This window comes from Mesorhizobium sp. B2-1-3 (genome assembly GCF_006442495.1).
Taxonomy (GTDB): Bacteria; Pseudomonadota; Alphaproteobacteria; order Rhizobiales; family Rhizobiaceae; genus Mesorhizobium.
The window spans coordinates 555822-581096 of record NZ_VFWL01000001.1 but is presented as its reverse complement, the minus strand read 5'-3'; the positions used below and the strand labels follow the sequence as shown (position 1 = coordinate 581096).

The 25275-nt window shown below is 64.9% G+C and carries 28 protein-coding genes; 21 read left to right on the top strand and 7 right to left on the bottom strand.

Features of this window, described 5'->3' with window-relative positions; all coding sequences use genetic code 11:
• Positions 1-22: 22 nt before the first annotated feature.
• Positions 23-829: a LuxR C-terminal-related transcriptional regulator gene (locus tag FJ973_RS03050; protein WP_140554819.1), complete on the bottom strand. Its 807-nt coding sequence runs from the start codon at positions 827-829 to the stop codon at positions 23-25.
• A 119-nt stretch (positions 830-948) separates the two neighbouring features.
• Between FJ973_RS03050 and FJ973_RS03045 the strand changes: the two genes are divergently transcribed.
• From FJ973_RS03045 to FJ973_RS03020, 6 genes are all read left to right on the top strand, one after another.
• Positions 949-2085, top strand: coding sequence for an ABC transporter ATP-binding protein (locus FJ973_RS03045; protein WP_140513973.1), 1137 nt, complete (start codon positions 949-951; stop codon positions 2083-2085).
• On the top strand, positions 2066-3229 hold the full coding sequence (locus FJ973_RS03040; protein WP_140492580.1) for a spermidine/putrescine ABC transporter substrate-binding protein: 1164 nt from the start codon (positions 2066-2068) through the stop codon (positions 3227-3229). Before FJ973_RS03045 ends, FJ973_RS03040 begins: the two co-directional genes overlap by 20 nt.
• A 77-nt stretch (positions 3230-3306) precedes the next feature.
• Positions 3307-4164 (top strand): ABC transporter permease, encoded by an 858-nt coding sequence (locus tag FJ973_RS03035; RefSeq protein ID WP_140554818.1) that lies wholly within the window; start codon positions 3307-3309, stop codon positions 4162-4164.
• Positions 4164-4976: an ABC transporter permease gene (locus FJ973_RS03030; RefSeq protein WP_140554817.1), complete on the top strand. Its 813-nt coding sequence runs from the start codon at positions 4164-4166 to the stop codon at positions 4974-4976. The genes FJ973_RS03035 and FJ973_RS03030 overlap by 1 nt, the downstream gene beginning before the upstream one ends.
• A 10-nt stretch (positions 4977-4986) precedes the next feature.
• Positions 4987-5748 carry a glucose 1-dehydrogenase gene (locus FJ973_RS03025; protein WP_140492572.1) on the top strand — a complete coding sequence of 254 codons (762 nt, stop codon included), beginning with the start codon at positions 4987-4989 and terminating at the stop codon, positions 5746-5748.
• Between the two features lie 322 nt (positions 5749-6070).
• Positions 6071-6778, top strand: coding sequence for a hypothetical protein (locus FJ973_RS03020; protein WP_140554816.1), 708 nt, complete (start codon positions 6071-6073; stop codon positions 6776-6778).
• Between the two features lie 29 nt (positions 6779-6807).
• Here FJ973_RS03020 and FJ973_RS30745 read toward each other — a convergent pair whose 3' ends face one another.
• Positions 6808-7002: a hypothetical protein gene (locus FJ973_RS30745; RefSeq protein ID WP_181168303.1), complete on the bottom strand. Its 195-nt coding sequence runs from the start codon at positions 7000-7002 to the stop codon at positions 6808-6810.
• Positions 7003-7095: 93 nt separating this feature from the next.
• On the opposite strand from FJ973_RS30745, the gene FJ973_RS31200 reads away from it, so the two are divergent.
• From FJ973_RS31200 to FJ973_RS02975, 9 genes are all read left to right on the top strand, one after another.
• A complete protein-coding gene (locus FJ973_RS31200; RefSeq protein WP_224655810.1) occupies positions 7096-7416 on the top strand; it encodes a hypothetical protein in 321 nt (106 codons plus the stop codon).
• Positions 7326-7754: a nucleotide disphospho-sugar-binding domain-containing protein gene (locus tag FJ973_RS31695; RefSeq protein ID WP_348642395.1), complete on the top strand. Its 429-nt coding sequence runs from the start codon at positions 7326-7328 to the stop codon at positions 7752-7754. The genes FJ973_RS31200 and FJ973_RS31695 overlap by 91 nt, the downstream gene beginning before the upstream one ends.
• Positions 7655-9028 (top strand): glutamine synthetase family protein, encoded by a 1374-nt coding sequence (locus FJ973_RS03005; RefSeq protein WP_140554815.1) that lies wholly within the window; start codon positions 7655-7657, stop codon positions 9026-9028. Before FJ973_RS31695 ends, FJ973_RS03005 begins: the two co-directional genes overlap by 100 nt.
• Before the next feature lie 2 nt (positions 9029-9030).
• Positions 9031-10329, top strand: coding sequence for an FAD-binding oxidoreductase (locus tag FJ973_RS03000; protein WP_181170858.1), 1299 nt, complete (start codon positions 9031-9033; stop codon positions 10327-10329).
• Between the two features lie 198 nt (positions 10330-10527).
• A complete protein-coding gene (pcaF, locus tag FJ973_RS02995; protein WP_140554814.1) occupies positions 10528-11733 on the top strand; it encodes a 3-oxoadipyl-CoA thiolase in 1206 nt (401 codons plus the stop codon).
• A gap of 150 nt (positions 11734-11883) precedes the next feature.
• The gene (locus FJ973_RS02990) at positions 11884-12915 is read left to right on the top strand and encodes a BMP family protein (protein ID WP_140554813.1); all 1032 of its coding nucleotides are present in this window, start codon (positions 11884-11886) and stop codon (positions 12913-12915) included.
• 165 nt (positions 12916-13080) lie between these two features.
• Positions 13081-14592 carry an ABC transporter ATP-binding protein gene (locus FJ973_RS02985; RefSeq protein ID WP_140554812.1) on the top strand — a complete coding sequence of 504 codons (1512 nt, stop codon included), beginning with the start codon at positions 13081-13083 and terminating at the stop codon, positions 14590-14592.
• Positions 14592-15647, top strand: a complete 1056-nt coding sequence (locus FJ973_RS02980) for an ABC transporter permease (RefSeq protein WP_140492557.1) — start codon at positions 14592-14594, stop codon at positions 15645-15647. The genes FJ973_RS02985 and FJ973_RS02980 overlap by 1 nt, the downstream gene beginning before the upstream one ends.
• A complete protein-coding gene (locus tag FJ973_RS02975; RefSeq protein ID WP_140524643.1) occupies positions 15644-16588 on the top strand; it encodes an ABC transporter permease in 945 nt (314 codons plus the stop codon). The genes FJ973_RS02980 and FJ973_RS02975 overlap by 4 nt, the downstream gene beginning before the upstream one ends.
• Before the next feature lie 43 nt (positions 16589-16631).
• Here FJ973_RS02975 and FJ973_RS02970 read toward each other — a convergent pair whose 3' ends face one another.
• Positions 16632-17399: an SDR family oxidoreductase gene (locus tag FJ973_RS02970; RefSeq protein WP_140492551.1), complete on the bottom strand. Its 768-nt coding sequence runs from the start codon at positions 17397-17399 to the stop codon at positions 16632-16634.
• 292 nt (positions 17400-17691) lie between these two features.
• Between FJ973_RS02970 and FJ973_RS02965 the strand changes: the two genes are divergently transcribed.
• Positions 17692-17847 carry a hypothetical protein gene (locus FJ973_RS02965; RefSeq protein ID WP_140492547.1) on the top strand — a complete coding sequence of 52 codons (156 nt, stop codon included), beginning with the start codon at positions 17692-17694 and terminating at the stop codon, positions 17845-17847.
• A 137-nt stretch (positions 17848-17984) separates the two neighbouring features.
• Complete coding sequence (locus FJ973_RS02960) at positions 17985-18932, top strand: LLM class flavin-dependent oxidoreductase (RefSeq protein ID WP_140554811.1); 948 nt, start codon at positions 17985-17987, stop codon at positions 18930-18932.
• A 98-nt stretch (positions 18933-19030) separates the two neighbouring features.
• Here the strand turns inward: FJ973_RS02960 and FJ973_RS02955 are convergent, their stop codons facing one another.
• The gene (locus FJ973_RS02955; RefSeq protein ID WP_140554810.1) at positions 19031-19705 is read right to left on the bottom strand and encodes an isochorismatase family cysteine hydrolase; all 675 of its coding nucleotides are present in this window, start codon (positions 19703-19705) and stop codon (positions 19031-19033) included.
• A gap of 219 nt (positions 19706-19924) precedes the next feature.
• Between FJ973_RS02955 and FJ973_RS02950 the strand changes: the two genes are divergently transcribed.
• Genes FJ973_RS02950 through FJ973_RS02935 form a run of 4 tightly spaced genes read left to right on the top strand, consistent with a single transcriptional unit; the run spans position 19925 to position 23113 of the window.
• The gene (locus FJ973_RS02950) at positions 19925-20716 is read left to right on the top strand and encodes an ATP-binding cassette domain-containing protein (protein WP_181168304.1); all 792 of its coding nucleotides are present in this window, start codon (positions 19925-19927) and stop codon (positions 20714-20716) included.
• Between the two features lie 55 nt (positions 20717-20771).
• Entirely contained in the window at positions 20772-21692 is a 921-nt protein-coding gene (exbB, locus tag FJ973_RS02945; protein WP_140554808.1) for a tonB-system energizer ExbB, read from the top strand.
• 12 nt (positions 21693-21704) lie between these two features.
• Positions 21705-22172, top strand: a complete 468-nt coding sequence (exbD, locus tag FJ973_RS02940) for a TonB system transport protein ExbD (RefSeq protein ID WP_140554807.1) — start codon at positions 21705-21707, stop codon at positions 22170-22172.
• The gene (locus FJ973_RS02935; RefSeq protein ID WP_140554806.1) at positions 22169-23113 is read left to right on the top strand and encodes an energy transducer TonB; all 945 of its coding nucleotides are present in this window, start codon (positions 22169-22171) and stop codon (positions 23111-23113) included. Before exbD ends, FJ973_RS02935 begins: the two co-directional genes overlap by 4 nt.
• A gap of 74 nt (positions 23114-23187) precedes the next feature.
• Here FJ973_RS02935 and FJ973_RS02930 read toward each other — a convergent pair whose 3' ends face one another.
• From FJ973_RS02930 to FJ973_RS02920, 3 genes are all read right to left on the bottom strand, one after another.
• The gene (locus FJ973_RS02930) at positions 23188-23511 is read right to left on the bottom strand and encodes a hypothetical protein (protein WP_140492528.1); all 324 of its coding nucleotides are present in this window, start codon (positions 23509-23511) and stop codon (positions 23188-23190) included.
• A 236-nt stretch (positions 23512-23747) separates the two neighbouring features.
• Entirely contained in the window at positions 23748-23999 is a 252-nt protein-coding gene (locus FJ973_RS02925; RefSeq protein ID WP_140492525.1) for a hypothetical protein, read from the bottom strand.
• 69 nt (positions 24000-24068) lie between these two features.
• Positions 24069-25163, bottom strand: a complete 1095-nt coding sequence (locus tag FJ973_RS02920; protein ID WP_246675817.1) for a SagB/ThcOx family dehydrogenase — start codon at positions 25161-25163, stop codon at positions 24069-24071.
• Between the last annotated feature and the right edge of the window lie 112 nt (positions 25164-25275).

The following is a 25275-nucleotide window of genomic DNA, read 5'->3' as shown; positions in this document are numbered from 1 at the left end:
AGGCGGTTGAAGGCCGTCGGAATTATCTTATCCGCGCGTCGATGATTTCGACAAAGCGGGCAAAAAGGCCGGCCTGCGATTTGATCTTGAGCTTGCGATAGATGTTGCGGCGATGGACCTTCACCGTCCCCGGCACGATGCGCATGGCCCGGGCGATTGATTCGGTGGAATGCCCTTGCAGCACTAGATCGACGACATGCTTTTCGCGCGGCGTCAGGGACAGGCTCTTCCAGATATGGGCGCGATCGAACTCGTTGACCGCCGCCAATGCATCGTCTTGCCTGGCCTCGGCCGGCTCGTCGGCGGGAAGGGCGGGCCAGCGCAATCGGGCGAAGGCGACCACCGCCGGCGCCATGTCGCGCAGCAGTCTGGCGTCGGCGGTCCCGAACGGACCTGAAGCGCGCAGCCGCATCAGCGACAGCACCAGCGCATCCTTGCCCGGCAGCGGAACGAAGAAGCCGACCTCCTCGGCCAGCCTGGTCTGGCTGTAGTAGGAGCGAAAATATTCGCTGGCGTAGAAGCGGTCGGGCGCCAGCTCGCGCATGCGCCAGAACCCTTCCTTGCGCTCGACCGCCGCATGGTGGAACGGATCCAGCAGGTATGGGCCTTCCTGGTAAAGCGCAACGAAGACATGGTTCTCGGCCGACGAGAAGGTCTCGAACAGCAGCGGCGGGCGTGCAGCGCCGCGATAGCCGAAGACCACGCAGTGGTCGAAGCCGACATGCTGCCGCAGCCAAGCGACCATCGCCTTGCCGAAGACGTCGCCGCTCGTCTCCCGCGTCGCCGCGACCAGCGCGGCGAGCTGGCTGTAGTCGTCGCTGCGGGACATCCAATACCCCCTTAAACAAGAAAATAGGTCAGATATACCACCTGCGAGGTATATACTAGCTGCCATTGGCTCTGGTAGCGTCCCGAAATCGCATCGTCCTGTCGCTGGAGCCCGCAGCCTTGACCGCAGTGCCCGACATCGAGTTTCGCGGCGTCACCAAGCGCTATGGCGCGGTGACCGCGGTCAGCGGCATCGATCTGGCCGTGCCGCCCTCCGCCTTCGTCGCCCTGCTCGGACCATCCGGCTGCGGCAAGACGACCTGCCTGCGCATGATCGGCGGCTTCGAACAGCCGAGCGAGGGCAAGGTGCTCATCCGCGGCCAGGACATGGCCGACACGCCGCCCTACAGGCGGCCTGTCAACATGGTGTTCCAGCAATATGCACTGTTCCCGCATTTGGACGTGAACGACAATGTCGCCTACGGGTTGCGCCAGGCACGACCGCGGCTGTCGTCGCGCGAGATCGGCCTGCGGGCAGGCAAAGCGCTGGAAATGGTGCGGCTCGCCGGTTATGGCGGCCGCAAGGTCCACGAACTGTCCGGCGGCCAGCAGCAGCGTGTCGCTCTCGCCCGCGCGCTGGTCAACAAACCGGCGGTGCTGCTGCTCGACGAGCCGCTGGCGGCGCTCGACAAGAAGCTGCGCACCGACATGCAGATCGAATTGCAGAACCTGCAACGCGAGATCGGCATCACCTTCGTGCTGGTCACCCACGACCAGGAGGAAGCGCTGTCGATGAGCGATTTCGTCTGCGTCATGAATGGCGGCCGCATCGTTCAGCTTGGGCAGCCGAGCGAGATTTATGACGAACCGGCCGACCTGTTCGTCGCCGATTTCGTCGGCAAGACCAATCTCTTGAGCGGCGCCGTCGCAGGGCATTCGGGCGATCTGGTGGATGTGAAGCTGGCCGATGGCACCGTCATCGCGGCGCGCAAGCGGGTGGATTTGCGGCAGGGCGAAACCGTTTCGGTCAGCCTGCGTCCTGAATCGCTCAGTCTCGGTGGCCCGACTAGCGGCCCGCTCAAGGGCATCGTCCGCAACCGGATCTTTCTGGGCTCCACGGCGGAATACGCAGTCGAGGTCCAGGGCATCGGAACGCTGCTGGCCAAGGCCGACCACATGATCGGCCAGGGCAATCTCTTCAAGCCGGGTGAACCCGTCGCCATCGGCTTTGCCGCCGGAACGCCGTTGGCGTTCGCGGATCCAAAGAACAACGGGACCAACCAGAGGGTAGAAAAACATGTCGAAATCATATCGTGACGGACTGCCGATAAGCCCCGAGAATTTCGTCGACCAGCTAATGCGCCTCAAGCGCGGCTCGATCGGCCGCCGCGACTTCCTTGGCCTCACCGGCCTCGGCATCGCGACGGCGGTGATGGCGCGCGAGATCGGCATCATGCCGACGCCGGCCTTTGCCGCCGAGAACCTCGGCGACCGCATGTCGATTGCCACCTGGCCCAACTATCACGACCCGCAGACCTTCGAGAATTTCAAGAAGGACACAGGCGTGGCCGTCGAGGTCAACGTGTTCGGCTCGAATGAGGAGATGCTGGCCAAATTGCAGGCCGGGGCGTCGGGCTGGAGCCTGTTCGTGCCGACCAATTACACCATCTCGACCTACAAGAAGCTCGGCATCATCGAGCCGTTGGACATGGCCAAGCTGCCGAATTTCGACGGCACGCAGGAAGACCCGCGCTTCACCTCGGAAGGCACGATCGACGGCACGATCTACGCCGTGCCGAAGAATTGGGGCACGACAGGATTTGCCGTCAACACCAAGAAGCTGACCAAGCCGATGACGAGCTGGAAGGAATTCTGGGACACCGCCATGACCGAGGGCGACGGCCGCACTATGGTGCACGACTATCAGCTGACCACCATCGGCAATGCGCTGAAATATTACGGCTACTCCTTCAACTCGCTGAAGCAGGACGAACTCGCCAAGGCCGAGGAATTGCTGCTCAAGGTCAAGCCGCATCTGTTCGCGGTGTCTTCCGACTACCAGCCGGGCATGCGCGCGGGCGATGCCTGGATGACGATGTGCTGGACCAATGACGGTGCGCAGCTTCATCGCGACATTCCGGAGATCGCCTATGTGCTGGGCAAGGAAGGCGGCGAGATCTGGACCGACTTCTACGCCATCCCGAAGGACGCGCCGAACAAGCCGGCCGGCTACGCCCTGCTCAACTATCTGATGAACCCGCAGGTCGCGGTCAAGGAGCACCTCGCCAACGGCGCGCCTTCCACCGACGCCCGCGTCAACAAGCTGCTGCCGAAGGAGGTGCTGGACAATCCGATCCTCTATCCGGCGGCCGACCTGTTGACGCCGCTGGAATTCGGCGCTGCTGCAACGCTGACCGATCCGGGTCGCGCCGAGCTGATGGCGCGCTTCAAGTCGGCTTGAGCTAGGCGGGCAACAAATCCCATTCGAGACAACTTGACCGGCGGGCCCAGACCCGCCGGCACCGGGGCAATCCTTCGATGCGCGGCATTCGCAAAAATCTGCTGACGGCCATGCTGCTCGGGCCGGCGGCCGCGTGGCTCGTCGTGTTCCTGGTGCTGCCGTTCATGGCCATCGCCGTCTTCAGCGTCGGCGAGCGGGCGCCGGAGGGCGGCTATCGGGCGGCCTTCACGCTGGCGCAATATGCCAATCTTCCGGCGCGGGCGACCGCGTTCTGGAACACGATGGTGCTGGCTCCGGTGGGCGCGCTCGCCTGTCTGCTCGTGGCCTATCCCGTCGCCTATTACCTCGCCCTGCGGGCGCCGCAGCGCTGGCGGTTGATCCTGCTCGCGCTGGTCGTCATACCGTTCTGGACCAGCCTTTTGATGCGTACCTATGCCTGGATGTACATTTTGGGCGGACGCGGCATCCCGGCGCTGCTCGCGCTTGCCGGCATCGAGGATGTCAGGCTGATCAACACGCCGGGCGCCGTCCTGCTCGGCATCGTCTACGGCTATCTGCCGCTGATGATCCTGCCGATCTATGTCAGCCTCGAGCGGCTCGATCGCCTCCTGCTGGAGGCCTCCGCCGATCTCGGCGCGACGCCGCTCTCCACTTTCTTGGGCGTGACCTTGAAACTGTCGCTGCCCGGCGTGATGACCGGCTTCTCGCTGGTGATGATCCTGCTGCTCGGCGAATACCTGATCCCGACGCTGCTTGGCGGCGGCAAGGTGTTCTTCATCGGCAATGCCCTGGTCGACCTGTTCCTGCAGTCGCGCAACTGGCCGTTCGGATCGGCCATCGCAATCACGCTGGTGCTGGTTTCGGTTGTGGTGCTGATTGCCGCCAACCGCATCTCGACCCGCGTCTCGGGCGCCCGCCGGGTGGATTTGATCTAATGCGCGCCTTCGTCATTGCCGTCTTCACCTTCCTCTACCTGCCGATCGCACTGGTCGTGCTGTTCTCCTTCAACGCCGGTCATCATGCCAGCGAGTTCACCGGTTTTTCGGTGCAATGGTACGGCAAGGCGCTGGCGAACCCGTTCCTGGTCGAGGCGCTGAAGAACAGCCTGTTCATCGCCACCACCAGCGCCTTGCTTGCGGCGGTGTTCGGCACCGCGGCCGCGCTCGGCCTGGCACGCGTCGGGGTGCGGACCCGCGCCGTCTTCGACGCCTTGCTTGGAGCCGCAATCGTCGTTCCCGGCGTCGTCATCGGCATTTCGACACTGGTCGCACTCGTCCAGCTGTTCGCCGTCATCAACCCGTTCCTCGCCTCGATCTGGCCGGACGATCAGCCGCCGCGCCTGTCGCTCGGCTATGGTTCGATCATCGCCGCGCACGGCCTGTTTTCGATGGCGCTGGTGACGATGATCGTCGGCACGCGGCTGGGCAGCCTTGATCGCAACTTGGTCGAGGCATCCAGCGATCTCTACGCCACGCCGCTGACGACGTTCCGTTCCATCGTCCTGCCGCAGATCTTGCCGGCGGTGGTCGCCGGCTTCCTGCTCGCCTTCACCTTCTCCTTCGACGATTTCATCGTCGCCTTCTTCGTCGCCGGCGCGCAGACGACGCTGCCGATCTATGTCTTTGCGTCGATCCGGCGCGGGGTGACGCCGGAGATCAATGCCATCGCGACGATCGTGCTCGTCGCGTCCGTCCTGCTCGTGGTGCTTGCCCAATGGCAGCTGCGCCAGCGCAAGCCGTCAAACTAAAGGTCGCATCATGATCCTCGAAGACCGCATCGCCGTGGTGACAGGCGCCGGTTCCGGCATCGGGCGCGCCGGCGCCATGATCATGGCCAGGGAAGGCGCGGTAGTCGTCATCGCGGACAGGGATCGGACCAGCGGCGAGGCGACGGCTTCAGATATACGCGCCGCGGGCGGCCGGGCGGAGGCGGTCGCCACCGACGTCTCGGACGACAATGCGGTCGAGCAGCTCCTTGCCGGTACGCTCGACCGGCATGGGCGCATCGACATCCTGCACAATCACGCCGGCATCCAGGTCGGCGGCACGCTGACCGAGGTCGAGACCGGCGGCATGGACGCTTCCTGGCGGGTCAATGTGCGGGCGCAGTTCCTGGCGGCAAGGATCGTCATGCCATCGATGGTCGCACAGGGCGGCGGCGTCATCCTGAACACGGCCTCCAATTCGGGCGTGTTCTACGACCGCGAGATGATCGCCTATGCGACCTCGAAACATGCCGTGGTGGCGATGACCAGGCAGATGTCGCTCGACTATGCCCGCCACAATGTGCGCGTCAACGCGCTCTGCCCCGGCTGGGTCGACACGCCGTTCAATGGACCGTTCATCGCCCAGATGGGCGGACGCGAGGCAATCGAAGCCTATGTCCGCACCAAGATCCCGATGGGCCGCTGGGCCAGCGCCGAGGAGATCGCCGAGGCGATCCTCTTCCTCGTGTCCGATCGGTCATCCTTCATGACCGGCCAGGCGTTGGTGATCGACGGTGGCGAAAGCATCGGCTGAATCAGCCGTCTGGGCCTTCGGCCGATTGGTGAAAAGCGCCGTCGCCTGCGCGTTCTGGGCCAGAGCCGCGTCGCCGGCCGGCAGCGCCGAAATCAACTCTGACCGGCAGTTCGGACCATGGTCCGACCGGCATGGGACTTCAGTACCACAGCCGTTCGAAAACGTCGATTTCTGTTGGATATCAAGCAGTTGCCGTACCGACAGGTTCCCTGCTCTCTTATTGAGACAGTCTTTGTCTAAAGTTTACTGCGCATAATTAGCGGCTTCTCATACGAACTTACGATAGCAGCGGGCGCAGAGCGGCGTTTCCCCGGAGACTGACATGACAAACCGGAAAACTGTGTTGGCGGCGTTAGCCGCACTGGCGCTTCTGGCGTCTCCGGCACTGGCCGGCAATGGACACGGCGGAGGCCATGGCGGAGGCCATGGCGGTGGTCACAGCGGCGGCAACGGCAATGGTGGCGCCCACGGCAACAGCGGCGCTGCGCACGGTAAGTCCTCGTCGGCCCGCGGGCAGGTAGCCAAGGCGACAAGGGACGCAACGACCACGGTCGATACGAAGACAAAGGTTTCGTCCCTGCCCAAGGAAAAGAACCTCCACGCCAAGCTCGGCCGGTTGAACTCGCTGCAGCGCAACGTCAACGCCTATATGAATTCCAAGAGCAGGAAATTCGCTGCGCTTCAGGCTTTCGTGACGCAGTCGGCAAAAGCCAAGGTCGCACAAACCCAGCTGGACGTCCTGAATTCACAGCTGGACGCGCTGACGTCGCTGACGCCGGACCAGATCGCCGCCATGACCCCCGAGGAGCAGGCGGCCCTGCCTGGACAGATATCGGCTCTGCAGGACCAGATCGACGCCCAGCAGGAAGTGGTCGACGCGGCGGCGGTCGGCACCGACCCGGCCGCACTCGACGCGGCGTTGACCGATATGGCCAACAAGCCCGTCGACGCCGAGGTCACCGCTTGGGCCCAAGGCGTCCTTGCCGGCAAGATCGACGAGACGGCCGCTGCCATGCAACCGACGCCGTAGCATCGCCAGCGACAAGGGGGCAGCCGGCCTCACACGTGTTTGCGGCCAATCGCTTCGTGGCCGATGCGTTGTCCGATCACCTTAAGCTGCGGCGGCTGTCGGCATCTATGCCGGTGGTCGCCAATGTCTTTCGGCTGCGGCAATCGCTGCGCGAACATCTGAAAGCACTCGACCAGCTCGAAAGCCGGCAGTATTAGGTTACTGCCGATCTGCTTCGCGTCCATCTGCGGCTCTCGCAAACTGCGACCGCAAGCGGCCGGCCACGGCGCTCTCGCGCCGTTCGGCATGACCAGCCGGCCGGAATGAAGAGGAAATAATTGACGCGTAAAGCCAGCCCGACCATCGCGCTGTTTCCCGAAGCAGGCTTCGGCGCGGCGTTGAATTGCGTCGGCATCGCGCAGGCCGTGCGGGGCGCCCGCCCCGTCTTCATCTCCCAACCCGGCCTTTCCGGTGTCTTTGCCGACAAGCTGCCGGCGCGCTTCATCGTCAATGTCGGCGGCCTGCGCGACGCCTACCGAGCGGTGCCCGACAATATCTATCTCGACCCCTGGTTTCCGCAGCGAAGTCGGATTTCTTCATCCACCATGGCGGCAGCAACTGCTTTTTTGAGGCGCTGCGCTTCCGTGTGGCGTCGCTGATCATGCCCTATTGCCGGGACGGCCACGACAATGCACGCCGCGCCGAAGAGACCGGCACCGGCGATCATATCGGCCGTGACGGCTGGACCGAAGGAGTATTGGAGAGCGCCATTCCCGGCCTTCTGGCCGACGACGCCATGCGCGCCCGCCTCAAGGGAAATGCAGCCCAGATGGCGCTGAACCCCGGAACGGACGTGGTCGCGCAAGCCATACTCTCTCTGATACGGACTCGAACAAAATGCTTGAGAAGAACACGAATACCGCGCCCTTCAGCGATCCCAAGGCATGGTTGGCGCAGCACGGCATCAACGAGGTCGAATGCCTGGTGCCCGACATGAACGGCGTGCTGCGCGGCAAGTCGCTGCCGACGGCAAAATTCCTCACGGCGCTGGAAGACCGCGCGCTTTATCTGCCGAGCAGCGCCTTCCTGGTCAGCATAGACGGGCGCTATTCCGGTTCCATCGACGAGGGTTTTGCGTATTCGGACCCCGACATGCGCATGGTGCCCGATGTCTCGACGCTTTGCCTGGCGCCGGGCGCCGGCGCTGGCAAGGCCTACGTCTTCGCCGACGCCTTCCACATGGACGGCCGGCCATGGATGGCCTCGCCGCGCCATGTTCTGCGCGCCGTGCTCGATCTCTACCGGCAGCGCGGCTGGCGGGCGGTAGTGGCGCCGGAGCTCGAATTCTACCTGACCGCGCCCAATCCCGATCCCGACAAGCCGCTGACCGCGCCGACCGGCGGCAATGGCCGCGCCGAGGCCGTGCAGCATCCCTATGACATGGCGGCGCTCGAGGAATATGAACCGGTGGTCCGGCGCGTCTATGACTATGCGGAGGCGGCCGGACTGCCGCTCGACACGCTGATTCATGAATCGGGACCGGGGCAGTTGGAGATCAACTTCCTGCATGGCGACGCGCTGCCGCTGGCCGACAAGGTGCTGCTGTTCAAACGGCTGACGCGCCAGGCCGCCCAGCAAGACGGCATGTATGCGACCTTCATGGCCAAGCCGATCGCCGCACAGGCCGGCAGCTCGATGCATCTGCACATGTCAGTCATCGACGAGGCCGGCAACACGTTGTTTGCCGGCAGCGATGATGCCGATACCGCGATGTTCGGTTATTTCATCGGCGGCCTGCAAAAATACATTCCCGAAATCATGCCGCTGTTCGCGCCCAACGTGAATTCGTTCCGACGCGTTAGACCAAACCACAGCGCGCCGGCCAACATCGAATGGTCGCATGACAACCGTTCCTGCGGCCTGCGCGTGCCGGCCGGCGGGCGCGCCGCGCGGCGGGTGGAGAACCGGCTGCCGGGTGCCGATTGCAATCCGTATCTGGCGATCGCCGGCTCGCTTCTGGCCGGCTATCTGGGCGTCGAACAGAAGCTGGCGCGCTCGGCGGAAGCATCCGGAAATGCCTACAAGATCAAGAGCACGCTGCCGAAAACGATGGAGGAGGCGCTGGATCGTTTCGAGGCCTGTGAACCGGTGCGCAAACTGCTCGGCGAGGACTTCTTCCAGACCTATCTGCGCGTGAAAAGCGTCGAGCTCGACCTGTTCCAGAGCGTGGTGACGAGCTGGGAACGCGACCACCTGCTCTTGAAGGTGTGATCATGGCATCTTCAACGGGTTTCAATTCCGGTCTCGACATCGGCAAGTCCTACTATGTCGCCACCGCCAATCCGGCGCCGGACCATCCGGCACTTATCGGCGATGTCGAGGCCGACCTGGTGGTCGTCGGCGGCGGCTGCACCGGTCTGTCGGCCGCTCTTCACGCCGCCGAACGCGGGTTGAAGGTGGTGCTGCTGGAAGGCGGCAAGATTGGCTGGGGCGCTTCGGGCCGCAATGGCGGCCAAATGATCCCCGGCCTGCGCAAGGGCGCCAAGGGCCTGGTCAAGCTTTATGGGCCTGAACGGGCAAAGGCGCTGTTCGATCTCGCCTTCGAGGCGCGCAGCCTGGTGCTCGACATTATCGAGCGCCATACGATCGACTGTGATCTCAGGCTGACCGGCCATCTGGTCGGCGCGGTCAACGGCTCCGATCTCAGGGATTTGGAGGAAGAGGCGAAATGCCTAGAGAGCGTGATGAAATTCCGCGACGTCGAGATCCTGTCGGCGGCGCAGGCCCGGGCCAAGGTCGACACGCCCTATCACGGCGCGATGTACGAGCCGCTCGGCGGCCACATGCATCCCTTGAATTACACGCTCGGGCTTGCCCGCGCTGCAAGCGCGGCCGGCGTCGTCATCCACGAGAATTCGGTGGCCGTGCGGCTTGAGCGCGAGCCTTCGATCCGGGTCTCGACGTCAAAAGGATCGGTGCGCGCAAAGCATGTCGTGCTGGCTGGCGACGCGCTGCTCAATGGGCTGGAGCCGCGCGTCAACAGCCGCATCATGCCGGTCGGCAACTACATCGTCGCCACCGAGCCGCTGGAGGGCTCCCGCAACGTCATTCCTGCCAATGTCGCGGTGTCCGACACGCGCTTCGTCGTCAACTATTACCGCATGTCGGCCGACGGTCGCCTGCTGTTCGGCGGCGGCGAGCGCTACACGCCGTCGCCGCCGGCCGATATTGCCGGTTTCGTGCGGCCGCACATGGAAGGCACCTTTCCGCAGCTCAAGGGCTGCCGGATCGACCATGCCTGGGGTGGGCTGGTGTCGGTGACGACGTCGCGACTGCCGCATGTCGGGCACTATGGCGAGGTCTATTACGCGCACGGCTATTCCGGCAAGGGCGCCATCCTGTCGACGCTGTCGGGCAAGCTGCTCGCCGAAGCCATCACCGGCGACGCCTCGCGGCTGGACCTGTTCTCGACGCTGACCCCGATGCCCTTCCCCGGAGGCACGGCGCTGCGCGGGCCGCTCTATGTGCTGGGAATGCTGTGGTATGCGATGAGGGATCGGATGAAGCATTGAGCTCGCGGCCAACCGGCTGATCGTGGCGCTGCATCCAAGCGTGATTCGCCAGCAGGGCAGGAGAGCTGTGGCTGGGTGGTTAAGTTCGCGCAGGCGCTTGACGAAATGCCGGCGCCAAGCGAACCGAGCTACGACATTGCGCGACCTGCACGCGTCGCACCAAGGCGGCGCATGAGGGAAACGGGAGAGCTGACTGACATGGCCGAAGCCTATATCTGCGACTATATCCGCACGCCGATCGGCCGCTTTGGCGGCTCGCTGTCCTCGGTACGCGCCGACGACCTCGGCGCCATTCCGCTGAAGGCACTGATCGAGCGCAATGCCGGCGTCGACTGGCAGGCGGTCGACGACGTTGTCTACGGTTGCGCCAACCAGGCCGGCGAGGACAACCGCAACGTGGCGCGCATGGCGCTGCTGCTGGCCGGCCTGCCGAAGGAAATCCCCGGCTCGACCGTCAACCGCCTGTGCGGCTCGGGCATGGATGCGCTGACCATCGCGGCCCGTGCAATCAAGGCCGGCGAGGCCGAGCTGATGATCGCGGGCGGCGTCGAATCGATGAGCCGGGCGCCCTTCGTCATGCCCAAGGCCGAGACGGCGTTTTCACGCAATGCCGAGATCTACGACACCACGATCGGCTGGCGCTTCGTCAACCCGCTGATGAAGAGTCAGTATGGCGTCGATTCCATGCCGGAGACGGGCGAAAATGTCGCCGAGGATTTTTCGGTTTCCCGCGCGGACCAGGACGCTTTCGCGGTGCGCAGCCAGGACAAGGCCGTCGCCGCGCAGTCCAATGGCCGGCTGGCCAAGGAAATAACCGCGGTGACCATTCCGCAGCGCAAGGGCGATCCGGTTGTCGTCTCGAAGGACGAGCACCCCCGCGCTGGCACCACGATAGAGGCCTTGGCCAAGCTGCCGACGCCGTTCCGGCAAGGCGGCACGGTGACCGCCGGCAATGCCTCGGGCGTCAATGACGGGGCGGCGGCGCTGATCGTCGCTTCGGAAGCGGCGGCCAGGAAATACGGCCTGACGCCGATCGCCCGCATCCTCGGCGGGGCCGCCGTCGGCGTCGCGCCGCGCATCATGGGCATCGGCCCGGCGCCGGCGACGCAAAAACTGTGCGCACGGCTTGGCCTGACGCCAAAACAGTTCGATGTCATCGAGCTCAACGAAGCCTTCGCCTCGCAAGGCATCGCAGTGCTGCGCCAGCTCGGCATCGCGGTGGATGCGCCGCACGTCAACCCGAATGGCGGCGCCATAGCGCTCGGCCACCCCTTGGGCATGTCGGGCGCGCGCATCTCCGGCACGGCGGCGCTGGAGCTGCGCGAACGCGGCGGCCGCTATGCGCTGGCGACCATGTGCATCGGCGTCGGCCAAGGCATCGCCATCGTGCTCGAACGGGTCTGAACAACCGCTCTCCCGGCTAGTCCAGGAGAGTGGATATGATCGATCTGCCAAATTTGACCATGTGGACAAAAGTCCGGACCCGTTCCATAGTTCCTCGTCTGATTTTTAGAACGGCCGGCTCGACACGGCTGTCGAACAGAGGGGACTGCAATGGAAAACCGGAAGAACAAATCTCATTCAACGCGCGAAGGCCTTTCGCGGCGCAACGTGCTGGAACTGGGCGCGCTTGGCCTGGCCGCGGCGATGCTGCCGGGCGCCGCCTTCGCCAAGGACAAGAAGCTGAAAGTAGCGGCGATCTTCGCCACGCCCATCGAGGAGCCGTGGGACAACCAGATCCATGTCGCCTTGCAGAAGGCCGAGAAGGAACTCGGCATCGAGTATAAATGGTCGGAGAAGGTGCAGACCGCCGACTTCAGCCGCGTCATGCGCGAATATGCACAGGGCGGCTATGAACTGGTGCTGGGCGATGCCTTCGCCGCCGAGCGTGAATCGCGCCGCACCGCCAAGCAGTTCCCGAAGACTGCTTTTCTGTTCGGCTCCGGCGCCGGGCCGGCGGAGCCCAATTTCGGCGTCTTCGACAATTGGATCCACGAGCCCGCCTATCTCTCCGGCATGATCGCCGGCAAGATGTCGAAGTCGGGCACGGTCGGCGCCGTCGCGGCGATGGGCATTCCGGAAGTAAACCGGCTGGTCAACGCCTTCTTCGCCGGCGCCAAGGAGGTCAATCCGAACATCAAGAAGAAGGTCGCCTTCATCGGTTCCTTCTTTGATCCGCCCAAGGCCAAGGAAGCGGCGGTGGCGCAGATCGACGCCGGCGTCGACGTCATCTATGCCGAGCGTTTCGGGGTCATCGAAGCGGCGGTGGAGAAAAAGAACTACGCCATCTCCAACATGTCCGACCAGTCGAGCCTTGGCCCCGACACCGTCATTACCGGCCCGGTCTGGGATATGTATCCCACCGTCGAACAAGCCATAAAACTGGTCAAGGCCGGCGTCTTCACGGCGCAGGACTATGGCGATTTCTCGCGCATGGCCAAGGGCGGTTCTCACCTGGCGCCCTACCATAAGTTCGACAAGACGCTGCCGGCCGAGGTCAAGGACATGGTCGAGAAGAAGAAGGCCGAAATCCTTGAAGGCAATTTCCGCGTCGACGTGGACGAGAACACACCGGTTTCGGATTGAGTTTCTCACCCTCCCGCTTGTAGGGAGGGTCGATCCGCGAAGCGGAGCGGGTTGGGGTCGGCGCCGCACCCCACCCCGTCTTACGATCTTCGCTTCGCTGCGATCGCAAGCCGACCCTCCCCACAAGAGGGAGGGTGAAGCAGAGCCATCTCCGCAGGAGCGCCCTTGCCCGCCCCCCTCATCGAAATGCGTGGCATCACCAAGAGCTTCGGCGCCGTCAAGGCGAACGAAGCCGTCGACCTCAGCGTGGCGCCCGGCGAGATCCTCGGCTTGCTGGGCGAGAACGGTGCCGGCAAGACGACGCTGATGAACGTGCTGTTCGGCGCCTATGCGCCCGACGCCGGCGAGATCCTCATCCAGGGCCGGAAGGTGCGGATCACCAGTTCGGCCGATGCACTGGCCGCGGGCATCGGCATGGTGCACCAGCATTTTCACCTGGCGCCACGGCTCACGGTGCTGGAAAACCTGCTTATCGGCATACCGGGCAAATCCGGGCGGATCGACCGCGCCGGCGGACTGGCGCGGTTGGTTGAAATCAGCCGCCAGCACGGGCTGACACTCGATCCCAGCCTGCCGGTCTCGGCGCTGTCTGTCGGAGAGCAGCAACGTCTCGAGATCGTCAAGGCGCTGTTTCGCGGCGCAAAACTGCTGATTCTCGACGAGCCGACCGCGGTGCTGGCGCCGAGCGAAGTCGACGGGCTGTTTTCGGCCTTGCGGTCGATGGCGGCGCAGGGTCTGGGCATCATCTTCATCTCGCACAAGCTCAACGAGGTGCGCGCACTCACCCACCGCTGCACGGTGCTGCGGCATGGCCGCGTCGCCGGCCGCGTCGACGATCCGGCCAACACCACGTCGGCGGAAATGGCGCGACTGATGTGCGGCCACGAGATCGTGCCGCCGGCCAAGGGGCCGTCGACGCCGGGGGCAGCGGTGCTCACTCTCGACGGTATTTCCACCTCGAGCCATTCGGGCACGCCGCTGCGCGATGTGTCGCTATCCGTGCGCGCCGGCGAGATCCTCGGCATTGCCGGTGTCTCCGGCAATGGCCAGCGGGCACTGGCGGAGGTGATCTCCGGCGTGCGAGCCCCGGATGCCGGCCTGATGACGATTGCGGGACAGAAAGTGTCTCGCTTCTCGCCGCGCGAGGTGCAGGCGCTGGGCCTTGGCCGCATCCCGGAAGACCGCATGACGACGGGACTGGTTACCAATTTGCCGCTCGCCGATTCCATGGTGCTGCCGCGCATCGGCACCGCCGCTTTCAGCAGCAAGGGCCTGCTCAAGCCGGATGCGATCCGCGCCTTCGCCGAGGCGCAGATCAAGGCCTATGATATCAGATGCCCCGGGCCGATGACGCGCGCCGGCGCGCTGTCCGGCGGCAATCTGCAAAAAGCGCTTTTGGCGCGCGAGCTCGCCTTCGATCCGAAGGTGCTTGTCGTTTCGCAGCCGACGCGCGGCCTCGACATCGGAGCCGCCCGCTTCATTCATGAAAAATTCCTCGACATGCGCGCCAAGGGCTGCGGCATCATCGTCATCGGCGAGGATCTGGAAGAGTTGCTCGTGCTCTGCGACCGCATCGCGGTGATGTATGAGGGCCGCATCGCCGGCACGCTTCCCAGCGCCGAGGCGACGATCGCACGGCTGGGGCTGCTGATGACCGGGGCGGAGGGCCATAGCTGATGTTCCGCCTCGAAGTCCGCAGCTCGACGCCAGCCTGGTTCAACCTCGCATTACCGCTGCTGGCGATCGGTGCCGCGCTGGTGCTGTGCAGCGGCCTGATCGCGCTGGCCGGCGCCGGCGTGCTCGAATCCTACGGCGTTATGTTCACGGCTTCGCTCGGCGACAGCTATGCGATCACCGAAACGCTGGTGCGCGCCGCGCCCATGATCTTCACCGGGCTGGCGGTGGCTGTCGCCTTCCGCGCCAAATTCTGGAACATCGGCGCCGAAGGGCAACTGCTTGCCGGCGCGGTGGCGAGCTGCTTCGTCGGCGCGATCCCGATGCCGGGACCGCTCGCCATGCTTTTGATGGCTCTGGCAGGCGCTGCGGCCGGTGCAGCCGTCGCGCTCGTGCCGGCAACACTGCGGGTGAAATTCAAGGTCGACGACGTCGTCAGTTCGCTGCTGCTCAATTCGGTCATCTATTACGCGCTGATGGCGCTGATCGAAGGGCCATGGAAGGATAGTTTCAGCGGCTATCCGATCTCGCCGCCGATTGAGGATTCGGCCAATTTTCCGGTGCTGATCGAGGGCACGCGGCTGCATCTCGGCGTCATCGCGGCGCTTATCGCGGCACCGCTGATATGGTTCCTGATCGTGCGCACCACGCTCGGCTTCCGGATCCGGGTGACCGGCGAGAATCCGGAAGCGGCCAGATATGGCGGCATCAATGTCCAGCGGGTGCTGCTCTCGACGGCGCTGCTCTCCGGCGCGCTAGCCGGGCTCGCCGGCGTCGGCGAGGTCGGCGGCGTGCATTTTCAGGTGATGAGCGACATCTCGCCGGGCTACGGCTATTCCGGCATCGTCGTTGCAATGCTGGCGCGGCTCAACCCGCTCGGCGTGGTGCCGGCGGCGATCTTCCTGGCTGCCGTGATGACCGGCGCCGAGGCGATGTCGCGCGCGACCGGCGTGCCGGCCTTCCTCAGCGATGTCATCCAGGGCACGGCACTGCTTGCCATGCTGGTGGCGCTGCTGTTCACCACCTATCGCATCCGCCGCGTCGGAGCCTCCCGATGAGCGCGGTGTTCGAACAGATCTTCCAGGTCGGCTTCTTGGCCGCCATCATCCGCATCGCCACGCCCTTGGCTTTCGCCACCCTCGGCGAAATGTTCTCCGAGCGCGCCGGCGTGCTCAATCTCGGGATCGAAGGCATCATGCTGTTGTCGGCGATGGCCGGCTTCACCGCCGCCAGCCTCAGCGGCAACCTGTGGCTGGGCGTCCTGGCGGCGGTGCTGACCGGCATGCTGATGGGGGCGCTGCATGCGCTGTTCACGGTGGCGCTGGGCTTAAGCCAGCATGTCTGCGGCATCGGCGTGACGCTGCTTGCGTCGGGTCTGGCCTATTTCCTCTACCGGCTGATCTTCGGCCAGCAATCGGTGCCGCCGAGCATCAAGGGTTTTCAGACGCTGCCGATCCCGGTCCTCTCCGAGATTCCCGTGCTTGGGCCGGCGGTGTTCAACCAGTTCGCGCTGGTCTACATGGCGATCCTGGCCATCCCGATCGCCGCCTTCGTGCTCTACCGCACGCCATGGGGGCTGTCGGTGCGCATGGTCGGCGAAAACCCGCGCGCCGCCGACTCCGCCGGCGTCAGCGTCATTGTCACCCGCTTCCAGGCGGTCATTCTCGGCGGGGCGCTGATGGGGCTGGCCGGCGCCTTTCTGTCGATGGCGCAGTTCAACGCCTTCACCTTCGGCGTCGTCTCGGGGCGCGGCTGGGTGGCGATCGCCCTGGTCGTGTTCGGCCGCTGGGACCCGTGGCGCTCGGCGGGCGCCGCGCTGCTATTCGCCTTTGTCGATGCCTTGCAGTTGCGCATGCAGGCGAGTGGTCTCGGGCATATTCCCTACGAGGCGTTCCTGATGCTGCCTTTCATCTTCACCATCGTCGCCATGGCGGTGATGTCGCGCAACGCGGTGGCGCCGTCGGCGCTGCTGAAGCCGTTTCGACGGGAAGAACGATAGACGAGTAGGGCTTGGGACGAAGACCCTGGACCTTTGGGACACCTCACATCGCGGTAAAACCATTGTCGACGAACAGATGGGCCCCGTTGACGAAGCTCGATTCGTCGCTGGCGAGGTACAGCGCCGCCTTTGCCACCTCTTCCGGTTCGCCGATCCGCCCCTGCTGCGCAGCCAGCGCCGCGTCGGAGACATCGACGCCGAGCTTGCCCAGATCGGCGACCTCGCGCAGCCCATGCGGTGTGCGGATGAAGCCGGGGCAGACGGCGTTGCAGCGGATGTTGCGGTCGCGGAATTCCACGGCGATGGCGCGCGCGAACATGTGACAGGCGCCCTTGGTGGTGTCATAGAGCACTTCGTTCGGCGTCGCCGCCACCGCCGAGATCGACGAGGTGCAGACGATCGAGCCGCCGCCGGCCGCGATCATGCCGGGCAGCACGGCGCGGGTCATCAGGAACATCGAGCGCACGTTGACGGCATGCAGCCAGTCCCATTCCTGCACGCTGGTCTCCAGGAACGGCTTTATCACGATGGTGCCGGCATGATTGAACAGGACGGTAACCGCGCCGAACTTCTCGGCCGCGCCCTTCACGGCCGCCTCGACCTGCGCCTCGTCGGAAACGTCGGCGACAAAATGCTCCGCGATTTGGCCGCGCGCCCGGATCGCCGCGGCGGTGGCTGCCGCCGCTTCGCCATTGCGGTCGATGATCGCCACCTTTGCGCCTTCCGCCGCGAACAGTTCCGAGGCCGCCCCGCCCATTCCCGTCGCGCCGCCCGAAACGATGGCGACCTTGCCGGCCAGTCTTGCTCCCATTTCCTTGCTCCTCCCAAATGTCCTTTGGACGATCTCGCATTGTCGCTCTGCCGCGATGCTATCCTGCCCGCGCGGGGCGGCCAATGCACGAATGGATCGGCAAGTGAAGTGCCGTCGAGCGCCGGAAGTGAAACCGACGCTGCCATGTCCGTCGATCACGCCGATGCCGCTCTGCAGCAACTCAGCGCCAGTTCTCACGGCGCTGTTAGAAAAAAATTCTGCGCATGGCCGAAAAATAGCAATCGACAAAGTCTACAACTTTTATAGATTAACCGGCGAGACGGAGGTCGACATGTCCTATATGCAGAACACCGAGACCCGCAGCAGCGGCCAGAGGCTGGCCAATGCCCAGAGCTTCCGCCCGGCCTATGCCGGTGCTTTCGCCTATGTCGTCTTTGCCCTTGCGTTCGTGTTCACCGGGGCTGTTGTTCTGGGCCTCATTCCCTGAGCCGTGGTCCGGCCAGGCTGACGACCCACCGCCTTCAGGCAATCGGAGTTGAATGAACCGGATCCTGGTGCGCTTTCGCGTGCGCCATTGATTCGTATCTGACCGCATCCGTGATTCCAGAGATGGAGGAGATGGCAATGCCGATCGAATTCACGCATGTGCCCGGCAAGACCTATCCTGCCGATAGCGCAGTTTCCTTTTTCTACGACTTTGCCGAGACGGCGACCAGGCTGGCGCTGATCGAGGATGGCGGTTTCCGCAACCTCGTCGTCGACGATCCGGCCGGCCTGCTGACCAATATGGATCTTGCCGCCCAGGTGCTGGACCGCAGCTCGTCGCTGGAAGTGGTCCTCACCCATTGGGCCGGCGTGGTCGAACCGACCGTGGCGGCGCGGCAGCTTGCCTCGATCGACGCCCGCAGCGGCGGCCGCCTGGCGCTCAGGATGATCAGCGAGCCGTTAAGCGACGACGATGCCGAAGCGCGTCCGGTCGGACACGGTGTCCTCTGGCAGCGCATCGACGAGTATCTGGTTCTGTTGAAGCGGCTATGGTCGAACGAGCGGCCTTTCGACCACGAAGGCGCGTTCTACAGCATCAAGGGCGGCTATGTTCCGCGCAAGGGGCCTCATGGTGCCGACCTCGTCATCCGCATGGGCGGGCAGTCCGGCACGGCACTGAAAGTGGCCGGCCGGCATGCCGACGTCTTCGAACTGGCGCCCGGTTCGATCGACGATGTCAGGCAGTTGATGGAGCGTGTGCGCGGCGCCGCCGCCGAACATGGCCGGGCCGCCAGACTACGCTTCGCCCTTCCGGTCCGCATCCACCGGGGAATTTCCTCGGCAGGGCACAAGGCGGTCGATGTCTCCGGTCCGCCGGCCCAGGCCGCCCTGTCGCTGCTTGCTTACGCGGCTCTCGGCATCGATGAATTCATGATCGTCGGTGTCGACACGCCGCGCGAGATCGCGACAGTCGGCCGCGAGACGATCGCGCTGCTGCGCAATTCGCTGGCGCGGCGTGAAAGCGGCGAGTTCCAGCATGGGGCTTTCGCGCAGCGCACGGGACTGGAAACACGGGCAACGGGCTGAACTGCGGAGAAATTTCCTTTCCAACCGCTCTGGCCTGCCGGAGGGTGCTATCCTGCCGTGTCTATGACGTGCGAGGCTGCTCTGCGGTACCTAATCCTTTAACGCGCCTTGCTACCCAGCCGTGACAGGCCTTCAATGACTGCACCAGAATCCGCCAGCACGCCGAAGACGCCGTCTTCGACCGTCACCATGTGAAGGGCCGCCTCATGCGCCCGTCCGTCGCCGCTGGCGCAGGCGTCGGAGATCGTCAAGCACTGGAAGTTGCGATCGCAGGCTTCGCGCAGCGTCGTGTGCACGCAGACATCCGTAGTGCATCCGCAAAACAGAAGATGCGTGATGCCTCGCGCGCGCAGCACGAGCTCGAAATCCGTATAGGTGAAGGCGCCGTTGCAGGTCTTGTCGACGATGATGTCCCGCGGCGCGACGTTGATCTCCGGAACGATCTGAAAACCCGGACCCGAACGAAGCAGGATCTCGGTGCCGTCGAGGCCGGCCCGCCTGCGGCGCCATTTCTCGTACGGCGTCATGTCGGCCATGTCGGCCCGGTAGCCCTGCCTTGTATGGACGATGCTGACGCCCGCCTCGCGGGCAGCGGCGATCAGCCGGCTCACCGCGGGCAGGATCGCTCTCAACGGCGATGGATCATATCCCTTCCTGGCGAAGTAACCCGTCGTCGACAGGAAATCCTGCTGCAGGTCGATCACGACCAGCGCGGTGTTCTCGGCCACCAGCCTGCCGTCATAGGGAAAATCGAAGGGTGTCGCCTTGATCATGCGCGGTTTCCTGTTTCAGCGAAGACCTTAGAGCGGTTCATCGCTTCACGGAAACGCTTCCTTGCCTGAAATTCGAAGCGGCATCAGGCGTCACGATGTCTTGTTGACGAAAAAACTCAACTTCATTGTTGACTAGTAAAGTCATGTTTCATAGTCAACCGGGCACGGCTGCCGAAAACCGGATTGATGACATGCCCGCAGCCGTACTGGAGACGGACCTTGACCGGAATTGACACCCAGACTGCTTTCCACATCGACGCGTTGCGCTTTGCCGTGGGCGAGCGGACGCTGCTCGGTCCGGTTTCGCTCGAATTGCAGTGTGCGCGCGTCTACGGGCTGATCGGCCACAACGGGTCCGGCAAGTCGACGCTGGTCAAGCTTTTGGCGCGCCAGCAGCCGGCAAGCTCTGGCGCCATCACCTTCGCCAGGCGGCCTTTGGCCCAGTGGGGTGCGCGCGAACTGGCGCGGGCGCTTGCCTATCTGCCGCAGACGACGCCGGCGGCGACCGGCTTGACCGTGCGCGAGCTGGCGGCGCTCGGACGTTATCCGTGGCATGGCGCGCTCGGCCGCTTCGGCCAGGACGACAGACGGCATGTCGAGGAAGCGCTGGCCCTGACCGACATGGCCGGCTTTGCCGACCGGCTGGTCGACGAGCTGTCGGGCGGCGAGCGCCAGCGCGCCTGGCTCGCCATGCTGGTGGCGCAGAATGCCGGCGTCATGCTGCTCGATGAGCCTATCTCGGCGCTCGACATCGCCCATCAGGTCGAGGTGCTTGGGTTGGTCAGGGATCTCAGCCGCAAGCGCGACCTTTGCGTCGTCGTGGTGCTGCACGATCCCAACATGGCGGCGCGCTATTGCGACGAGCTGATTGCCCTGAAGGACGGCAGGCTGCTGACGCGCGGCACGCCCGGCGAAATCATGCAAGGCGATGTGCTCAACGGCATTTTCGGGGTCGAGATGGGTGTGTTCGCGCACCCCGTCACAGGCCAGCCCGTCGGCTACGTCCAGTGACGCTTCAGCGCCACGGCGGGGGAGACCGGCGGCTGTGAGAACGAGGAAGAAGACGATGTCGAGAACCGGTTTGGTCGCAGCGCTGTTTGCATCCGCCATGCTGGCGGCCGCCAGCGCGCCGGCGCAGGAGCAGCCGGCAAGCGGCACGCCCGCTACCATTACGGCGCCAGCACCATCGCCGGCCGCGCCCGCCGCTCCCGTGGGAGCCCTAGCGCCTGCACAGCCGCAAGCCGGGGCCGGTACGGCGGCCGAGCCCTCGCCGGCGCTGAGCTTGCCGCATGATCTGTCGCCATGGGGCATGTTCATGGCTGCCGACATCATCGTCAAGGCGGTGATGATCGGGCTGGCCTTCGCCTCGCTCGTCACCTGGACGATATGGCTGGCCAAGTCGCTGGAAGTGCTTGCCGGCAAGCTTGGCGCTCGTCGCGCCGCGCGGGCCATCGGCAATGCCGCGACGCTGAAGCAGGCGAGCCGCGCGCTCGGCCGCAACGGCGGCACCGGCGCCCTGCTGGTGCGGGCGGCGGAGGAAGAAGCGGCACTTTCGGCCGGCGCGCTCGACCATGCCGGCGGCGACGGGCTGAAGGAACGGGTCGCCTCGCGCCTGACACGCATCGAGGCGGCGGCGGCGCGACGCATGTCGCGCGGCACCGGCCTGCTGGCGACGATCGGCTCGACCGCGCCTTTCGTCGGTCTGTTCGGCACGGTATGGGGCATCATGAACGCCTTCATCGGCATTTCGCAGGCGCAGACCACCAATCTGGCGGTGGTGGCGCCGGGCATTGCCGAAGCCCTTCTCGCCACCGCAATGGGGCTCGTCGCCGCGATACCGGCCGTCGTCATCTACAACGTCTTTGCGCGCTCGATAGCCGGCTACCGGCAGATCCTCGCCGACGCATCGGCTGGCGTCGAGCGGCTGGTCAGCCGCGACCTCGATTTTCGCACGGTGGCGCCGGCAACGGCGCTGGCGGCGCAGTAGCGGGGCAAGACCATGGGCAGCCGCATCCGTCAGGCCATGGACGACGATCTCGAGGAAAGCCACGAGATCAATGTCACGCCCTTCATCGACGTCATCCTGGTGCTGCTGATCATCTTCATGGTCGCAGCACCCCTGGCGACGGTTGATGTCAATGTCGACCTGCCGGGCTCGACCGCGACGCCGGCGCCGCGGCCGGAGACGCCGCTGTTCCTGACGTTGAAGGATGACCTCTCGCTGGCGATCGGCAATGACACCGTGCCGCGCCAGGTTTTCGCCGCCACGCTGGACGGCAGGACCAAAGGCGACAAGCAGACGCGCATCTTCCTTCGCGCCGACAAGGCGGTTGCCTATGGCGACCTTATGGAGGCGATGAACCTGCTGCGCGGCGCCGGCTATCTGAAGATCGCCCTGGTCGGCCTGGAGGCTGCGCCCGCCGGCGGTGCTCCCGCAGCGGATCCAGGCGGAGCCGCTGGTCCATGACCGGGCAAGCGGCCGCCTCGCCCACGGTGGAGCTGTCGCGCCTCGGCTGGCGCGACCTCGGCCTGTGGGCGGTTGCGGCCGCGCTGGTGCTTGGGGCGCATGTTGCGGTCGCCTATGCGGTACAGAGCTTCACTCCGGTCGACCCGGCGGATGGCGGGCCGCCGCCGGCGCTGGCCATCGAGATGGCGCCGATGGTCGCGACGCCGGCCGTGCCCGAACAAGCCGCGATGTTGGACGCCGCTGTGCCCGACCAGGCCGAGCCGGTCGAGGACACCGAAAAGGCCGCCGAAGCCGAGCCCGAGAAAATGGCCGAGCAAGCGGAGCCCGTTGCCGAGCCGGATGCAACGCCGCCTGACACGACCGAACCGACTGAAACGACGCGGGCTGAGCCGGCCGACCAGCCCCCGCTTGAAGAGATCGTCCCTGACATGGTCGAGACGGTCGCGCCTGACGTCGTCGTGCCGCTGCCGCAGCCGAAGCCGGTCGAGACGCCCAGGGAAAAGAAACCCGTCCAGGCCACGGTGAAAAAGCCGGTCGAGAAGCCCAAGCCGAAAAAGGATAAGGCGCCGCCGAAGACGATAACCGCCGCGAGCGCGGAAGCAAAGCCCGCCCCCAGGACAGCGGCGCCGAAATCGGCGTCCGGGGCGTCCGGCGTCAGCCCGGCCAAGTGGGAATCGCGGCTGCTGTCATGGATCAAGCGGCATACGCGCTATCCGAGCGCCGCGAAATCGCGACGCTCGCAAGGCAATGCGAACGTCACCTTCACGGTGGACGCCTCAGGCCGGGTGACGTCGGCGCGCGTCGTCCGCTCCTCGGGCGATCCCGACCTCGACCGCGCCGCGCTCGCCGTGCTGCAGGGCGCCACCGTGCCGCCGCCGCCGCCGGAGCTGGGTTCGCGCGTCAGCCGCACGGCGCCATTCGTATTCAGCCTTCGGAATTGACGCATGCCGCCCAAGACTGAACCCGGTTCGGGAGAAACGACGTCCACGGATCAAAGCAAGGTCGAACGGTCGGCCTACCGATAGCTCATCGACAGACACAGGGCCTCGACCTGCTCGAGGTAGAAGCGGCATCTCATGCGCAGGATCCTGAGGTTCGGATCGCCGGCGCCGTTGATCTCGATGGTCTGCATCATGAAGTCGAAATGGGCATGGAAGGCATCCACCGCGCCCCAGAGACTGTCGGCGTGCCAGGTGTCGGCTATCGCCGTGGAAACCAGTTGGCGCGCTTGAAGGCGCGCCGCATCCGGCGATGCCGGCCGGCTGGCGATCAGGGCATGGAGGCGGCTGAAGACACTTTCACCGGCATCGGCGCTTTTGATGGCTGCGATCATGTTCATTTGTGGGTTCCCCTCAGGTCGTCGTGCATAAATGCCGGTTCGGCGGGCTGCGGGCGATCATTGCAGCGATCGCGGCGACATCGGCCGGCCTTGGATGATGTTGCCTCTGCGCCCGCGTGTTCCAACCAATCGGCCATCTCGATGCGGTCAAGCCGACGGCGGCCTTCCTGAAGGACGGCAGCAGGCCTTGCCGCGCACGTCCCGGGGCACGCCACAGAGATGATGGCTGCATCTGGCTATGCCCTCCTCGGCTGGACGCGATTGTCTTTCGCCTGCGTCCTGGGGTGCATCGAATTGCCGCTGAGCTGCGGATGCCTAGCCGGCCGGGCGCCGCGAAGGACGTCGAAGGCCTCGGCATAAGCCATGCCCAGCAGATAGGAGATCATGGGGAAACGGCTTGCTTCGGCCATCTGCACCAGCTCATTGGCCATCGACGCGATATATTGGAGACTATCGATCTCGGACTGGCGTAGGGATTGGTTGGCCACGTGCTGCTCCTGTGATGTGGTGGAATTCAGGGGACCCCCTCACCGGGCACTCTGAACATAATCAATCGGCTAATTGATTGACCGCGCTGCCAGGCGCGGATTGGTTTCCGGGATAGACAGGGTCAAGGCGTAGATGGGCGCGTCGGTGAGCCGGTCGAGGCCGAGCAAGCGCTTGATCGCCGAGTGGCTGAGCGCCGCGGTCGGGCAGGCCGACAGGCCGTGCCTGGTCGCTGCAAGCATCATGTTCTGGCCGATATGGCCAGCTTCGATCAGCACGACACGATAGGCGTTGGCGTCCTCATACTTCCACATGGTGCGGTCGAGCCTTGCGCAGAGCAGGACCAGGCAGGGCATGGGGTCGGCCCATTCCTGTCCGCCGACCAGCTCGGAGACTTTCGGCAGGTGGTTCGCCGAAATCCTTTCAAGATCGTGTCCGACAGCCGAGTAGTGATAGACGCCGGGCTCCAGCCCTTCCACCGCCGGCGCGACCACATAGGCTTCGTAGGGGTTTCTCGCGCCGCCGGAAGGGGTCATGCCCAGCGGCAGGGCGCCAACGCAGTTGCTGGTCTCGCCGGTGATGCCCATGCCCGCGAACAGACAGTCGGAAAGCTGTTTCGCGGTGATGGTGGGCGCCGCCGCCGTTCGGTTCGTGCGACGCTGCGCCATCAGGGCAATGAGTTCATTGTCGTCCAGCGCGTCCGGCAGCCGGATGGCCGCCGCGGAATTCCTGAGCACGAGGTCGGGCTGCACGGTGTGACCGGCGCGTTCGATCTGCCGTGCCTCCGCCTGTTCGATGGTCATGAACTCGCTGTCCTGGACGCAGAAATGCATCAGCGCGGTCGGAATGCCCCAGTTCCATTGTCCCGAGAATTGGCTCTCCTGTTCGGCCAGTTGCGACCCGGCGGTCACCAGTGCGGAAAAATCGAGCAATTGGGGGATGACGGCATCCAGCTCTGATCGCGACCATCCGTGGTCCCGCGCGATCTCCGCGGCGGATGCCCATTTGTCCCAGGATGCGAGATGACCGATCACCTCGGAACTGCATTCGAAGACGCTTCTGGTCAGGAAATTGCACGCCGTGACCTTGTTGGCGCCGGGGTAGAAGACAAGCGTTTTTGCGGAGCGTATTTTCATGATGCCGAAAGCCGAATGCAGAAATGTCATTGCGAAGGCGAGGCGCCGACGAACAACCGTCGCCGGCGCCTCGGGCAGCTCAGCGCTTGTTGTAGTGCATGCCCTGCGAAAAGAAGACGGTCTGGGTGCCTGCGGCAATCGT

Excerpts from the sequence above, each read along its gene's own strand:
- FJ973_RS03050 (WP_140554819.1), bottom strand. The coding sequence starts at position 829 with ATGTCCCGCAGCGACGACTACAGCCAGCTCGCCGCGCTGGTCGCGGCG.
- FJ973_RS03040 (WP_140492580.1), top strand. The coding sequence starts at position 2,066 with ATGTCGAAATCATATCGTGACGGACTGCCGATAAGCCCCGAGAATTTC.
- FJ973_RS03035 (WP_140554818.1), top strand. The coding sequence starts at position 3,307 with ATGCGCGGCATTCGCAAAAATCTGCTGACGGCCATGCTGCTCGGGCCG.
- FJ973_RS03030 (WP_140554817.1), top strand. The coding sequence starts at position 4,164 with ATGCGCGCCTTCGTCATTGCCGTCTTCACCTTCCTCTACCTGCCGATC.
- FJ973_RS03025 (WP_140492572.1), top strand. The coding sequence starts at position 4,987 with ATGATCCTCGAAGACCGCATCGCCGTGGTGACAGGCGCCGGTTCCGGC.
- FJ973_RS03020 (WP_140554816.1), top strand. The coding sequence starts at position 6,071 with ATGACAAACCGGAAAACTGTGTTGGCGGCGTTAGCCGCACTGGCGCTT.
- FJ973_RS30745 (WP_181168303.1), bottom strand. The coding sequence starts at position 7,002 with ATGGACGCGAAGCAGATCGGCAGTAACCTAATACTGCCGGCTTTCGAG.
- FJ973_RS03005 (WP_140554815.1), top strand. The coding sequence starts at position 7,655 with ATGCTTGAGAAGAACACGAATACCGCGCCCTTCAGCGATCCCAAGGCA.
- FJ973_RS03000 (WP_181170858.1), top strand. The coding sequence starts at position 9,031 with ATGGCATCTTCAACGGGTTTCAATTCCGGTCTCGACATCGGCAAGTCC.
- pcaF (WP_140554814.1), top strand. The coding sequence starts at position 10,528 with ATGGCCGAAGCCTATATCTGCGACTATATCCGCACGCCGATCGGCCGC.
- FJ973_RS02990 (WP_140554813.1), top strand. The coding sequence starts at position 11,884 with ATGGAAAACCGGAAGAACAAATCTCATTCAACGCGCGAAGGCCTTTCG.
- FJ973_RS02980 (WP_140492557.1), top strand. The coding sequence starts at position 14,592 with ATGTTCCGCCTCGAAGTCCGCAGCTCGACGCCAGCCTGGTTCAACCTC.
- FJ973_RS02975 (WP_140524643.1), top strand. The coding sequence starts at position 15,644 with ATGAGCGCGGTGTTCGAACAGATCTTCCAGGTCGGCTTCTTGGCCGCC.
- FJ973_RS02970 (WP_140492551.1), bottom strand. The coding sequence starts at position 17,399 with ATGGGAGCAAGACTGGCCGGCAAGGTCGCCATCGTTTCGGGCGGCGCG.
- FJ973_RS02965 (WP_140492547.1), top strand. The coding sequence starts at position 17,692 with ATGTCCTATATGCAGAACACCGAGACCCGCAGCAGCGGCCAGAGGCTG.
- FJ973_RS02960 (WP_140554811.1), top strand. The coding sequence starts at position 17,985 with ATGCCGATCGAATTCACGCATGTGCCCGGCAAGACCTATCCTGCCGAT.
- FJ973_RS02955 (WP_140554810.1), bottom strand. The coding sequence starts at position 19,705 with ATGATCAAGGCGACACCCTTCGATTTTCCCTATGACGGCAGGCTGGTG.
- exbB (WP_140554808.1), top strand. The coding sequence starts at position 20,772 with ATGTCGAGAACCGGTTTGGTCGCAGCGCTGTTTGCATCCGCCATGCTG.
- exbD (WP_140554807.1), top strand. The coding sequence starts at position 21,705 with ATGGGCAGCCGCATCCGTCAGGCCATGGACGACGATCTCGAGGAAAGC.
- FJ973_RS02935 (WP_140554806.1), top strand. The coding sequence starts at position 22,169 with ATGACCGGGCAAGCGGCCGCCTCGCCCACGGTGGAGCTGTCGCGCCTC.
- FJ973_RS02930 (WP_140492528.1), bottom strand. The coding sequence starts at position 23,511 with ATGAACATGATCGCAGCCATCAAAAGCGCCGATGCCGGTGAAAGTGTC.
- FJ973_RS02920 (WP_246675817.1), bottom strand. The coding sequence starts at position 25,163 with ATGACATTTCTGCATTCGGCTTTCGGCATCATGAAAATACGCTCCGCA.